This is a genomic window from Streptomyces sp. RKND-216 (assembly GCF_004795255.1).
In the GTDB taxonomy this organism is placed as follows: domain Bacteria; phylum Actinomycetota; class Actinomycetes; order Streptomycetales; family Streptomycetaceae; genus Streptomyces; species Streptomyces hazeniae.
The window spans coordinates 764,546-777,966 of record NZ_SSBQ01000002.1 but is presented as its reverse complement, the minus strand read 5'-3'; the positions used below and the strand labels follow the sequence as shown (position 1 = coordinate 777,966).

Annotated in this window: 9 protein-coding genes; all 9 read left to right on the top strand. The window is 73.9% G+C overall.

The annotated features are described in order from the left end of the window. Positions 1 to 145 precede the first annotated feature (145 nt). The 9 genes from E4198_RS03665 (at position 146) to E4198_RS03625 (ending at position 13,385) form a co-directional block, all read left to right on the top strand. A complete protein-coding gene (locus tag E4198_RS03665; RefSeq protein ID WP_168711358.1) occupies positions 146 to 3,472 on the top strand; it encodes a type 2 lanthipeptide synthetase LanM family protein in 3,327 nt (1,108 codons plus the stop codon). 28 nt (positions 3,473 to 3,500) lie between these two features. Continuing rightward, a complete protein-coding gene (locus tag E4198_RS03660) occupies positions 3,501 to 3,713 on the top strand; it encodes a hypothetical protein (RefSeq protein WP_027764366.1) in 213 nt (70 codons plus the stop codon). A 138-nt stretch (positions 3,714 to 3,851) separates the two neighbouring features. Further along, the gene (locus E4198_RS03655; RefSeq protein WP_136181873.1) at positions 3,852 to 6,761 is read left to right on the top strand and encodes a LuxR family transcriptional regulator; all 2,910 of its coding nucleotides are present in this window, start codon (positions 3,852 to 3,854) and stop codon (positions 6,759 to 6,761) included. Positions 6,762 to 6,892: 131 nt separating this feature from the next. After that, entirely contained in the window at positions 6,893 to 7,444 is a 552-nt protein-coding gene (locus tag E4198_RS03650; RefSeq protein WP_136181872.1) for an FABP family protein, read from the top strand. Positions 7,445 to 7,770: 326 nt separating this feature from the next. Beyond that, positions 7,771 to 8,187 (top strand): hypothetical protein, encoded by a 417-nt coding sequence (locus tag E4198_RS03645; protein WP_136181871.1) that lies wholly within the window; start codon positions 7,771 to 7,773, stop codon positions 8,185 to 8,187. 308 nt (positions 8,188 to 8,495) lie between these two features. Next, complete coding sequence (locus E4198_RS03640) at positions 8,496 to 10,052, top strand: ABC transporter substrate-binding protein (protein ID WP_136181870.1); 1,557 nt, start codon at positions 8,496 to 8,498, stop codon at positions 10,050 to 10,052. Positions 10,053 to 10,054: 2 nt separating this feature from the next. Then, positions 10,055 to 11,002, top strand: a complete 948-nt coding sequence (locus tag E4198_RS03635; RefSeq protein WP_136185170.1) for an ABC transporter permease — start codon at positions 10,055 to 10,057, stop codon at positions 11,000 to 11,002. Further along, positions 10,999 to 11,817, top strand: coding sequence for an ABC transporter permease subunit (locus E4198_RS03630; protein ID WP_136181869.1), 819 nt, complete (start codon positions 10,999 to 11,001; stop codon positions 11,815 to 11,817). Before E4198_RS03635 ends, E4198_RS03630 begins: the two co-directional genes overlap by 4 nt. Further along, positions 11,814 to 13,385 (top strand): ATP-binding cassette domain-containing protein, encoded by a 1,572-nt coding sequence (locus E4198_RS03625; protein ID WP_136181868.1) that lies wholly within the window; start codon positions 11,814 to 11,816, stop codon positions 13,383 to 13,385. The genes E4198_RS03630 and E4198_RS03625 overlap by 4 nt, the downstream gene beginning before the upstream one ends. The last annotated feature ends 36 nt before the right edge of the window (positions 13,386 to 13,421 follow it).

Below are 13,421 nucleotides of genomic sequence, written 5' to 3'. Positions count from 1 at the left end.
GGCCGGCCGCGGCCTCCGACCAGCGCCCCCGTCACGCGCCGGAGACCGGGCCGCCGCAGGCTGCGCGTACACCCGGAATGCCGTGGGGGAATATGGGGGCGCGTTACCCATGCGGGAGTCCGCGGTCGCTGACAGCGTGGGGGACGTGACGAACCCGAGATCCTTCCACGACCCCGCGGGAGAAGGCCTCGCCCCGTACTGGTGGGCGCGTGGGCTCACCCTGCGCGACCGGCTCCACGCCGGCGCCGCCGAGGCGGTCACCGCCGCGACGGGTGCGGAACTCGACGACTGGCGGCGACGTACCCGGACACTCGATCCGGACGGGGCGATGGCCCTGCGTCTGGACGCCCTCCAGCTGGGAGAGGGCGAACTCGCCGCGCTGGCCTCGGAGCCGGCGGCCCGCCTGGCCGGCCGCAGCGAACTCCCTTCCTGGGCACGGTTCGTGGCCGACGCGCTGGCCGACGCCCCTGCCGCGGCCCCCGAGGCCGGGCCGGACGGCGACTGGCGGGCGGCGTTCGCCCAGGTCTTCGCGCCGCTGGTACGCGCCGCCGCGCTCCGTCTGCAGGCCGGAGTGCCGCAGGACTCCCAGGTCGTGGACGCCGCCCGCGTCAACGATCGCTTCTCCGAACGGCTGGGACGGCGGCTCGCCGAACCCGCGGCCCGCACCCTGGTCCTGGAACTCCACCGGGCACGGGAGGCCGGCAGGCTCTCCGGCGCGGACCCCCGCACCCGCTTCGCGGACTTCGTCCGGCGCACCGGCGGGCGGCAGGACCTCTGCCGGCTGTTCGCGGACTATCCCGTTCTGGCACGGCTGCTGGCTCAGCTCTGCCTCCAGACCTCCGACGCCACCGCAGAGGTGCTGGAGCGCTACCGGGCCGACAGGGACGCCCTTCGCACCACGCTGTTCGGCGGACACGACCCGGGCCCGGTGGTGGAGGTGGACCTCGGGCAGGGCGACACCCACGACCGGGGACGGTCGGTGGCGAAGCTGCGCTTCGCCTCGGGCGCCCGCGTGGTGTACAAGCCCCGGTCCACGGCGCAGCACGCCCCGCTGGACCGGATGATCCACTGGCTCAACGGCAAGGTGCCCGGCCTGGCGCTGCAGACCCTGACGACGCTGGACCGGCCGGGCTACGGATGGGTCGAGCACGTGGAGCGGCGTCCGTGCGACGAGGACGCCGACGTGGACCGCTTCTACCGGCGGCAGGGCGCCCTCCTCGCCCTCCTGCACGCGGTGGAGGGGGTGGACATGCACTGCGAGAACCTCATCGCCTGCGCGGACCAGCCGGTGCTCGTGGACGTCGAGACGCTGCTGCATCCCTCCGTGCCCCCCGCCACCACGGCCGGTTCCGACCCGGCGGCGGTCGTCTTCGCGGCCTCCGTGCACCGCACCTGCGTCCTGCCGCAGCCGATGTTCGGCGAGAACGGGGCGCTGGATGTGTCGGCGCTCGGCGGATCGAGCGGCGGGACCTACCCCACCTACTGCGTGACCTGGGCCGACCCCTGCACCGACCTCATGCGCCTGGTGCGCCGTCCGCAGTCCTACGCGGGGGCGGACAACCTTCCCGCACGCGCCGGGGCGGACGCCGACCCGGGCGCTTACGAAGCCGCGCTGCTGTCCGGCTTCCGTGCCGGATACGACGCGCTCACCGCGCATCGGGACGAACTCCTCGCCCCCGGCGGTCCGTTGAGCGCTTGCGGGGAGGCCCAGCTGCGGCTGATCGCGCGCCCGACGCGCCTGTACGGCACGCTGCTGGAGGAGTCCACCCACCCCGAACTGCTCCGGGACGCGCTGGACCGGGACGCCGTTCTGGCCGCCCTCCATCTGGAGTCGGAAGGCGACGAGCTGCGCAAGCGGCTGGTGGAAGCCGAGATCGCGGACCTGTGGCAGGGCGACGTACCGCTCTTCCGGCACCGCCCGCAGTACCGGCACGCCTGGACGTCCGACGGCACCCGGCTGACGGGCCTCCTGGTCCGGTCAGGGCTGCAGTCCGCCCACGAGAAGGTCCGTGACCTGTCCGAAGTCGGGCGGCACCAGCAGGAGTGGCTGATCTCCTCGGCGCTGGCCGTCCACCGGAGCGGCCCCCAGGCCCACCGCAGCGGAACTCCCTTGCCGTCTTCGCCGCCTGCGGCGGCAGTCGGGGAGCGGCGGCTGATGGCGGCGGCCTGCGGAATCGCCGACGAGATCGTCGGCCGCGCCGTCCACCGGGACGATCGCGCCAACTGGCTCGGGATGGAACCGGTCGACGGCGCGCACTGGTCCGTGCTGCCGATGGGGGCGGGCCTCGCCCACGGGTACACCGGCCCGGCCCTCTTCCTGGCCCAACTGGGGGCGCTCACCGGCGTCGCGCGCTACACCGAACTCGCCGCGGACGCGGCACGTCCCCTGCCGCTCCTCACCCGCGCCCTGGCCGACGACCCCCGGCTGGCCCGCGCGGTGGGCATCGGCGGCTTCAACGGGCTCGGCGGCCTGTGCTACGCCCTCGCCCGGCTCGGCACGCTGCTCGGCGGGACCGCCGGCGACGGTCTCGCGGACGCCCTGACCGCCTGGGCGGCCGCGGGAGCGGCGGCGGCCGAGGAGGACGACGGGCCGACGGGTCTCGGCGACGGAACGGCCGGTGCGCTGGTCGCCGCCCTCGCCGTACACCGCGAGACCGGTCTCCCGCACGCCGCCTCGCTGGCCGACGACTTCGCCGCACGCCTCCTGCCGGCGGCCGAGGCGCACCTCGCCGCGCCCGCCGTCCCCCCGTCGTCCGGCGGCGGTTCGCCCCACGGCTTCGCCGACGGCCTCGCCGGCGTCGGCTGGGCACTGGCCCGCTATGCGGCCCGGGACGGCCGCCGCACGCGGTACGCCGAGGTGGCCCGCGCAGTGCACCGGACTGCGCTCCAGCGGGCCCGCCGTGCCGGCGACGACCACAGCTGGTGCTCCGGGATGGCCGGCGCGCTGCTCCCGACCCTCGAACTCGGCCCGGTGGGCCAGGAGTCGTCCGCCGACGTCGGCCCCTGGCTCAAGCAGCTGGCCGCCACCCCGGTCGGCGCCGATCTGAGCCTGTGCCACGGCGAACTCGGTGTCGTGGAGGCCCTGCACCTGCTGCGGACCTCCGGGAACACCGCTGCCGGAGACCTGCTCCGCCACCGTTCGGGCCTGGTACTCGGCGCTCTCGACCAGTGCGGCCCGCGGTGCGGCACGCCCGAGGGCACCCGCACTCCCGGGCTGCTGAGCGGACTCGCCGGAATCGGCTACGCGCTGCTGCGTCTCGGCGCGGACCGGCACGTGCCGTCCGTGCTGCTCCTCGACACCCCGCCCCGGCCCGAACCGGGGGCCGCCGGCTTCGAGGGGCACGGCGGCGCCGCCCGGAGCGGCACGAACTCCCGGAGGCGTACGGGCGCCCGGGGCGGCCGGTCCGACGGAGCCTGCGAGACCCCGGAACGCACCTCCCACACACCCTTCCCCACCCCGACCGTCATGTGACCATCCCACCCACCGAAAGGAACCACCCATGCGTCAGCACACCGCACGCCAGGCCGTGTCCCCCCGCGAGGGCGACGGAGCGGCGCTCGTCGCAGGACCGGCCGGCGAGATCAGACCGACGGGACGCGCCGGCCGTTCCGCCCGTGCGCAGGTCCTCGCCGGACTCAACCTGGGCACGGGCCTGGTGCCGGTCCTGAACGAGGTGCACACCAGCGTCAGCGTGCCCGTCGTGCCCTCCTGACACGACGCAGCGGGCCACCGCCGTCGGCCCGGCCGCCCTCCCGGGCGACCGGGCCCACTGCCGTTGTGCCGCCGGGAGAACGATTGGTCATCTCCGAGATGTGACCAACTCGTGCACATGGCGGGTACATTCCGCCTCATGCAGCCTCACGTTCCGCAGACTGTCGGCCGCGAGGAAGAACTCGCCCGGTTGGAGTCGCTGGTGCAATCCGGGATCGCCAGCCGCGGCCACTCGGTCTTCCTCGCCGGCGAGGGCGGCATCGGCAAGTCCCGCCTGGCGGCGGAGGCGACCGGGCGAGCGGTCGGCGCCGGGATGCGCGTCATGACGGGCCGCGGCAGCACCATCGGGCCGATGCTGCCCTTCCGGCCCCTGACGGAGGCGCTGATGTCGCTCTTCCGCACCGGGCCCCCGGTCGAGGAGTCCGGACTCGGGCCCTACCGGCCCGTGCTGGGCCGGCTCGTGCCCGACTGGAGCACCGGGGAACACGGCGACGAGTCGCTGGTCGTCCTGGCGGAGGCCGTGCTGCGCCTCCTCGCCGTCGTCGGGCGCGACGGCGGCTGCATGCTCGTCCTCGAGGACCTGCACGACGCCGACACCGAGACCCTTGTCGTCGTCGAGTACCTGATCGACAACCTGTCCCAACTCCCCGTGGCGCTCCTGGTGACCACCCGCGCCGAGCCCTGTCCCGCCCTCGACCTGGCGCGCTCCGCGGCGCAGCGCCGCTCCGGGGAACTCCTCGCCCTCCGTCCGCTGACGGAGGACCAGGTCGTGAGCATGGTCGCGTCGAGCCTCGGGACGGAGCCGGATCAGGTGCCCCGAGCCGTCGTCGAGAGACTCTGGCAGGACAGTGCGGGGAACCCGTTCCTGGTCGAGGAGCTGTTACACGGCCTCGTCAACAGCGGCTCCCTGGTGCAGGGCGCCGACGGCTGGCGTGCCATCGGGCCCCAGCGGACCGCCGTGCCCAGCACTCTGGTGCAGGGGATAGCCCGGCGTACCGACCGCCTCGGGCCGCAGGGCCGCGAACTGCTGTCCGCCGCCGCCGTGCTCGGGCGGCGCTTCCCCCTCTCCGTCCTGCAGCGCACCACGGAGATCGACGACCGGAGCCTGCTCAGCCACCTGCACGCCGGCGTGGCCGCCCAACTCGTCGTCCCCGACGACCCCGCGCCCGACTGGTACGCCTTCCGCCACCCCCTCACCGCGGAGGCGCTCCTCGCCCAGCTCACCTCCTTCGAACGCGCCTCCCTCAGCCGCCGGGCCGCCGACGCCGCGGAGTCGCTGCATCCCGCGCTGGACGGCGAATGGTGCGCCCTGGTGGCGGCGCTGCGCCGTGACGCGGGGGAGACGGACGTCGCCGCCCGGCTCTTCACCGAAGCAGGCCGCAGAGCGTTGGACCGCGGTGCGGTGCAGTCGGCGATCACCCTGCTCGAAGGGGCAGACGAACTGCTGGCCGACGGCCGGGACACCACGGCGCGCGCGGACACGCTGCAGGTCCTCCTGCCCGCGCTCGCCGAAGCGGGCGAACTGGACCGTGCGCTCCGCCTCGCGGAGACCCTGCACGACACCGTGGGCACCGGAGTGGCCGCGAGCCGGCTCGCCGACCTGCACACCAGGCTCGCCCGCATTGCCCACCTCGCCGGCCGCGGCGCGGACGGCGAGGCGCAGGTGGCGGAAGCCCGGAGGCTGCTTTCCGCCACGCCGGGCAGCGAACACACCGCGTCCGTCGACGTGGTGGCCGCCCACCTGGCACTGGACGCCCCCGGGGCGGACCGCACCCAGCACGCCGAGAAGCTGGCGCGCGCCGCGGTGGCGTCCGCCTCGCTCCCCGAGGCCCCCCTGCCGCACGTCGCCTGTCAGGCATGGGAGATCCTCGGGGTGCTCGCCCGGGAACGCGATCTCTCGGAAGCGGCCGACTGCTTCGAACGCGCCCGTAGCACCGCCGAGGAGCACGGCCTCACCATCCCCCGGCTCTACGCCATGGTCCACCTGGGCGGCAGCCAGTGGCTCGCGGACGGTGAGACCGCCGTGCTGCAGACCGCCCGGGCCGAGGCGGCCCGGGTGGGCGCCGTTGTGATCACCCTGACCATCGACGCGATCACCGTGCTCCACGACACCCTGCGCGGACGGCTCGACGCGGCCGCCGCGCACGCCGACGCCTGCCTGGAGACCGCGACACGGCTGCGCCTGGCACCCGTCGCGCGCTACCTCCTGATGGCCCGCTCCGTCGCCGCCGCCCACTGCGGGGACCGCGCCGAGATGGAGCGCGCGGAGGAGGAGTTCGCCCGCTGGGAAGGCGCGGGCTCCCACGAGGAGCCCCTGCAGCTCGGTCTCGCCCGCGTCTTCTGCGCACTGCTGGAGGAGGACCGGGAGCGCGCGCTCCGGGACCTCGACCGGGTGCGCAGCAGGGAGGAGGACGGCCCTACTCGCTTCCACCTCGGTGGGCGCCACGGCCTGCGCATCCTGTTGGACGTCCTGTCCGGCGACGCGGGCTGGGACCGCTACGTCGAGGCGTCCGCCACTTCCGCCGGACGGATGCGCTGGAACCGGCAGTTCGTGGCGCTCGCCCGTGCGGTGCTGCTCGGCCGTGACGGACGCGGCGAGGAAGCAGCCGAGGCCGTCGCCGAAGGCGCACGGCACGCCGAGAGTTTCCCCGTCGCCCGGCATCTGGGACTCCGGCTGGTGGCGGAGGCGGCCCTCGACGACGACTGGGGCGATCCCGTCACCTGGCTGAGGGAGGCGGAGGAGTGCTTCCACGGCAGGGACGTGCCCGCCGTGGCCGGCGCGTGCCGGGCCCTGCTGCGCCGCAGCGGCGTGTCCGTCCGGCAGCGCCGGAGCGGCACGGACCGCATCCCCGCTGCTCTGCGGGCCCGCGGCGTGACCGTGCGGGAGTACGAGGTGTTCCAGCTGCTGGCCGAGCGCCTCAGCAACAAGGGCATCGCGGCCCGCCTGTACATCTCGCCGCGCACGGTGGAGAAGCATGTCGCCCAGCTCATCGCCAAGATGGAGGTGCGCGACCGCGAACAGCTCTGCGCCGTGGCCGCGGACACCTGACATGCGCGCCTCCGGGGCCGGGGTGCCGCTCCGCGGCACCCCGGCCCCGTCGCGTACCGTCGGCCCCCGTACGAACCCGGCCGGGGCTCCCACCCCGGCTCGGGAGCCGGTGCCGAACCAGGAGACAGCCCATGGCCGACCCCGTACCGGGACAGTCACCCTTCCGCGACGCGCGGAGTCCGGAAGAGGATCCCGCGCCGCACGCACTGCTCGAACCGGTGACCGGCCTGCTGGGCACCTGGGTCGGCAGCGGACACGGCGGATATCCCACGCTCGACGGCGACTTCGCCTACCGGCAGCAGGTCACCTTCAGCCACGACGGCCGCCCTTTCCTGCACTACGAGGCGCGTGCCTGGCTCGTCGACGCGGACGGCACCCCGCTGCGTCCCTCCGCACGCGAGACCGGCTGGTGGCGGCTGCAGCCCGACGGGCACGTGGAAGCGCTGATCACGCAGCCCACCGGCGTCGCCGAGCTTCTGACCGGCCGGTCCGGCTCCGGCTCGGCCGACCTCGTCAGCGGTCAGGTGGCCCTCACCCCCACGGCGAAGCAGGTCGACGCCAGCCGCCGCCGCTACACCCTCACCGACGCGGACACCCTCGACTTCCACCACGACCTGCAGGCCGTGGGACAGCCGATGCAGCGCCACCTGTCGGCCCGTCTCCACCGCACCCCGGCCCCTTGACCGGATCGGCCCGCGCGGGGGATCGTTCACGGCTGCGGATGCACCTGCTGAACAATCCCCCGCGGTGCTTCGGCAGAGGGTCCGACCACGTGAGCGCGCTGCGGGCGGCGACCTGACCCCCGTCACCGGCCGCTCGCGGCTGCCGACCCCGGGGGAGCCCGTCCGCGCCCGGCACACTCGGCTTCGACACGCTGCTCGCCGACGACGGACTTTTCGCCCGGTTGCTCGGGACGACGCGCACGGGTCGTCATCGCAGGCCGCTCTACGGCCCGGACCTCCCCGTGGTGATCCTCGGTCGGCGGCCTGGGGAGGGGGGGAAGGGACGGTTGCTGCGCTGCCTCCGGAAGGAGTTCGGCCCGTACGTTCCGACCGCACAGATCGACTGCGGGTCGTCCGTGCACCGGGTCCGGGCCGGTCAGAGTTCGGCGGCCCGCACCGAGGCCACCGAGGCGCTGCGTGAGCTGGCACTGCGACTGCACGCCTGGCAGGGTCCGGGCGGTGCGGTCGCCACCCCGAGGCTGTACGCGGGGCTGGTGGCGGCGATCCCGGGCGACGCACCCGACGACCTGTTCGGTTCCGCCGTCGCGCACGGCCTGCACCACCGTCTCGCCGCCGGCCACGTCGGGGCGATCAAGTGGCTCGCTCGCCAGCCGTTCGGCAGGCACGAGTACGACGCCCTCGTCAGCCACGTGCCGGCGGTTCTGCCGGTCCGCCGGAAGCGGGACTCCACCTCGACACGGTGACGAAGCTCCCCCTCGAGCCCAGGAGGCGGTCCCGGTCAACGAAGTCAACTCACCGTTCCAACATGCGAGGTGAGGGTCCTGCGGTGAGGGGCACCGGCGGAGTGGCCGGACGGGGGCAACTCCGGGGCGTCGGTGTGCGTGACGGGTTCCCCGAGGCGACGCGTACTCCCTGCGTGCCTTCAGGTGTGTCCTGTCCCTCAGTAGACGTCGATAATCGTTTTCATTACAGTGCTACCGTTCTCGTTCCCGGTGACCGCGCGACTCCGCCTGTCGCGGACCGGGCCATGTCGTCGCACTGAGGGAGCAGCATGTCCACACCCCGCAGCCGCAGGAACTTCCTCGCCCTGGCGGGCACCGCGAGCACGGCAGGAGCCCTGGCGCTCACCGGCTGCGGCGCCGGGACGGGGAGCGGGAGTGACGGGGCGAAGGGCGGGCCGCAGCGTGGCGGGCAGTTCCGCGCGCTGTTCACCGGGGGAGGCGAGCGGGAGACCATCGACCCGCACGCCGAGGCGCTGGCCATCGACATGGCCCGCACCAAGGCCCTGTTCGACCGGCTCGTCGAGCTGGACGCCTCCATGGCACCCGTTCCGCGACTCGCCACGAAGTGGGAGTCCGACGCCGAGGCGACCGTGTGGCGGTTCACCCTGCGGGACGCGACGTTCCACGACGGGAAGAAGCTCGTACCCGACGATGTGCTGTTCAGCCTCGCCCGCATTCTCGACCCGAAGGCCACGAGCCACTTCGCGCAGTCGCTGCTGTCCGTCGTCGACCTCAAGAAGAGCCGCAGCATAGGCAAGAACACCGTCGAACTCCGGCTCACCCGGCCGTCCGCCGATTTCCCCTCCCTGCTGGGCACACTCGGCACCGCGATCGTCAGCTCCCGCTACGACGACCCTTCCCGGCCTGTCGGGACCGGCGCCTTCCGGCTCACGTCCTTCCGGCCCGGGCAGTCGTTCACCGCCGAACGGTTCGACGACCACTGGGACGGCGGCGCCTACGTCGACGAACTGCGCATCCTCTCCGCGGAGGCCGAGGCCCGTGGCAATGCCCTGCGCGCCGGTGAGGCGGAGTACGGCTACGAGATGACGCCGACCTTCGCCCGCACGGCGGAGGCGGACGGCTCGGTGCGCATCGTGACGGCGAAGGCCGGCACCGCGCAGGCGATCGTCATGAAGTGCGACCGGGAGCCGTTCGACAATCCGGACGTCACGCTCGCCTTCAAGCTCCTGGCCGACCGGCAGAAGTTGGTCGACGTGGTGCTGGCGGGCCGGGGCACGGTCGGCAACGACATGTTCGGCAAGGGCTACCAGTACTACCCCGAGGACGTCCCGCAGCGCCGGCGTGACGTCGCCGAGGCCCGCTCGCTGCTGAAGAAGGCAGGGGCGCTGAACAAGGCGTTCTCGATCTTCACCTCCTCCGCCGCCGCCGGGTTCGTCGAGGCCGCCACGCTGTTCGCCGAGCAGGCCGCCGAAGCGGGGGTGCGGATCAGGATCGACCAGGGCTCCCCGGAAACCTACTTCAAGGACCAGCTGGCCAAGGGCGCGATGGGCAGCCACCGCTCGGGAGCCATGACGATCCCCAACTACCTCAACGACCGGCTGCTGACGGAGTCGCCGTTCAACGCCTCCGCGTGGCGCCGCCGTGACTTCGACAAGACCTTCGCCGAGGCGCAGTCGACCACCGACGAGGCGCCCCGCACCCGGCTGTACGGCGAGCTCCAGCGCACCGTTCGCGACGAGGGCGGGCTGTTGTTCTGGGGCCACCCGGACTGGCTGAACGCCGTCTCCTCGCGGGTGGGCGGCGTCAAGGAGGCCCCGCCCAACACGATGGACTCGGGCCGTTTCGACAAAGTGTGGCTGGCCTGACGATGCGCGGGTACGCCTTGCAGCGGCTCGCTCTGGGAGTCGTTCAACTCGCTCTGCTCACCGTCCTCGTCTTCGCTCTGACCTCCCTGCTTCCCGGTGACGCCGCGGACGTCCGCAACAACGAGGACGCCACACCGGAACAGGTGCAGGCGCTGCGCGAGCAGCTCCAGCTCGACCGGCCGCCCCTGGAGCGGTTCGGGGACTGGGCCCACGGCATGCTCACCGGCGACCTCGGCACCTCCCTGGTCAGCGGTGGGCCCGTCCTGGACGTCCTGGCCGAGTCGGCCGCGGTCACCCTGGTGCTCGCCGCGGTGACCCTCGCCGTGGTCGTGCCGCTCGCGGTGCTGCTCGGGGTGCTCTCGGGGCTGCGCGAGGGAGGGCGCCTGGATCGTGCCGTCACCTCCCTGACGCTCACGCTGAACTCGGTTCCCGACTTCGTCCTCGCTCTGCTGCTGGTGGCCGGACTGTCCCTGCGGCTCGGCTGGCTCCCGGCGACCTGGGTCGGGGTGGGTGCCGCCGAACTCCTGGTGCAGCCAGCACTGCTGGTCCTGCCGGTCACCGTGGTCGCCGCCCGGATGATCTGCCTGCTCTCCCGGCAGGTGCGGGCCGGGATGGTGACGGTGCTGCACGCCGGCTACGTGGCCCAGGCGCGCCGCCTGGGCGTGCCGCGCCGGACGCTGCTGGTGCGGCACGTGCTGCCCAACGCGGCCGTCCCCGGCATCCAGGAGCTCGCCCGGGTGGGCGACAACCTGGTGGGCGGCGTCCTGATCGTCGAGGCCGTCTTCGCCATCCCCGGCGTGGCCAGCGCCCTGGTCGGCGCGGTGGAGGCCCGGGATGTGCCGACGGTGCAGGGGCTGGCACTCGTACTCGCCGTCGCCGCGCTCCTCTTCAGCCTCGCTGCGGACCTGGTCTGCCATCGGCTCGTTCCCCGGACGGAGGTGCTCCGGTGAAGACGAAGACCGTGACGGCGTCCCTCGGCGGCCTGCTGCTCGTTCTTCCTGTGGGGCTGGCGCTGGCCGGCCCGCTGTTCGCCGACGTCCCCGCGCCGGGGGAGGCCCTGCCCTATGCCGGCAGCGGCGGCGCGCACCCGCTCGGGACGGACGGCCTGGGCCGCGACGTGCTGGCCCTGCTCCTGCACGGTGGCCGCAGCGCGCTGGGCATGGCGCTCGGTGCCGTGGCACTCTCCTACCTTCTCGGTGGCTGTGTCGGCCTGCTCGCGGCGTCGGCCCGCAGCCGCTGGTTGGACGAACTCCTCATCCGTCCGCTGGACGTGCTGCTCCCGCTGCCCACCCTCCTGGTGATCAGTGTGGTCGCTGTGGGATGGCGGGGGTCGCCCGTCGCCATCACCGTCGCGGTGGCCGCCGTCAACGTGCCGCCGGTCGCGCGACTTGTGCGGGCAGCCGCTCTGGACGCCGCGAGCAGCCCCGTCGCCGAGGCGCTGCGGCTGCAGGGCGAGTCCCGGGCACGAATTCAACTCGACTGGGTGGCACGTTCGGTGCTGCCCCCGGTCGCCGCCGACATCGGCACCCGCATCACCTTCGCCGTGTTCCTGGTCGGGTCCGCGAACTATCTGGGCCTCGGGCTGAGTCCGACGGCGCCCGACTGGGCGGTGAGCATCGCCCGGAGTCGTGAGGGCCTGCTGCTCCAGCCGTGGGCCGTGGCGGCACCCGCCGCTCTGCTCGTCATGTTCACCGTGGGCCTCAACCTGCTCGCCGACCACAGACTGGCGCGTTCTCGCCCTCTCCAAGAGGAGGCCGCTCGATGACCCTGCAAGCGCCCGTGGTCTCCGCACGCGGGCTCACAGCTCGGGTGGGGGAGACCCTGCTCCTCGACGCGGTCGACTTCGACCTGCACCCGCGACGGGTCACCGCCCTCGTCGGGCCCTCCGGCAGTGGCAAGACCACGGCGGCCCTGGCCCTGCTGGGCGAGGCCGGCCCGGGGGTGAGCCTCACCGGCAGGGTCACGGCCGGCTCCGTCACCGTCGTGGACGGCGACGGAGTGACCCGCGAGGCCGCCGGGATACCGGGCCGCGTCGTCGCCTACATGCCCCAGCACCCGGGCAGTGCCCTGAACCCGGCGCGGCGCACCGGGACCGTGCTGGCCGAACTGGCGCGGCTGCACCACGGGCCCGGCACGGGAGCGGTGACCAAGGCGCTCCAGGCGGCGCAACTGCCCGCCGGCCGGGACACGCGGCGACGCTTCCCCCACCAGTTCTCCGGCGGGCAGCGCCAGCGCGTGGCGCTCGCGCAGACCCTCGTGTGCCGCCCCCAAGCACTGGTACTCGACGAGCCGAGCACCGGTCTCGACACGGTCACCCGCATGCGGCTGGCGGAGGAACTGGCCGGCCTGGCCGGTGCCGGCCTGGCAGTCCTGCTGCTCAGCCACGACCACGATCTGGTCCGTGCGCTCGCCGACCACGTCGTCGTCCTGCACCGCGGACGGGTGACCGCTGCGGGGGAACCGGAGGAGGCACTTCCCCCTCGACGGCCCGTGTCCGCCGAACGGCACACCCCTCACGACGCCTTCGCACGGCCCCCGGTGCTGGAGGTACGCGACCTGACCGCGCATCTCCACGGCCGCGGCCGAGGGCGTGTGCTGGACTGCATCGGGCTCGAACTGCCCGCAGGCGCGTGCCTCGGCGTCGCCGGGGTCTCCGGAAGCGGCAAGACGACACTCGCCCGCTGCATCGCGGGCCTCCACGAGCGCCACCGCGGCGAGGTGCTGCTGGACGGGACCCCGCTTCCCGTACTGCGCCGCCGCTCCGGGGAGCAGAAGCGGCGCGTGCAGTACGTGTGGCAGGAGGTGCGCACGTCGTTCGACGAGCGCCGCCCGGTGGCGGAACAGGTCGCCCGCACCGCCGTACGGCTGCGCGAGGTGGCACCGGACCGTGCCCGGGCGGAGGCGCGTGACCTCCTCACCCGTCTCGGGATCGCCCCCGACACCGTCGAGCGGCGTCCCGGCGGCCTGTCCGGAGGCGAACTCCAGCGCGCGGCCCTCGCCCGTGCCGTGCTGGCCCGGCCGGACGTGCTCGTCTGCGACGAGATCACCACCGCCCTCGACCCCGACGCGACCCGAGCGGTTGTGGACGAACTCGCCCGGCTGCGCGGCGAGTACGGCACGGCTCTGCTCTGGGTGAGCCACGACCTGGAACTGCTCTCCGCCGTCGCCCACCACATCGTCGTCCTCGACGGCGGACGCATCGTCGAGGACGGAACCCCCGAGGAGGTTCTCCACACGCCCCGAACCCGTCAGGCCAGAGAACTCGTCGGCGCGTCGGACCTGAGCAGAACCCGGCTGGACCCCGCGGTGGTCGCGCCCGCGCCCGGTGCGTGACCGCACCTTCCCCCCCACCCCCCCCACACACACACC

Bases quoted from the DNA above. Each gene is read 5' to 3' on its own strand.
- E4198_RS03660 (WP_027764366.1), top strand. From the start codon at position 3,501: ATGCGTCAGCACACCGCACGCCAGGCCGTGTCCCCCCGCGAGGGCGAC.
- E4198_RS03655 (WP_136181873.1), top strand. From the start codon at position 3,852: ATGCAGCCTCACGTTCCGCAGACTGTCGGCCGCGAGGAAGAACTCGCC.
- E4198_RS03650 (WP_136181872.1), top strand. From the start codon at position 6,893: ATGGCCGACCCCGTACCGGGACAGTCACCCTTCCGCGACGCGCGGAGT.
- E4198_RS03640 (WP_136181870.1), top strand. From the start codon at position 8,496: ATGTCCACACCCCGCAGCCGCAGGAACTTCCTCGCCCTGGCGGGCACC.
- E4198_RS03635 (WP_136185170.1), top strand. From the start codon at position 10,055: ATGCGCGGGTACGCCTTGCAGCGGCTCGCTCTGGGAGTCGTTCAACTC.
- E4198_RS03625 (WP_136181868.1), top strand. From the start codon at position 11,814: ATGACCCTGCAAGCGCCCGTGGTCTCCGCACGCGGGCTCACAGCTCGG.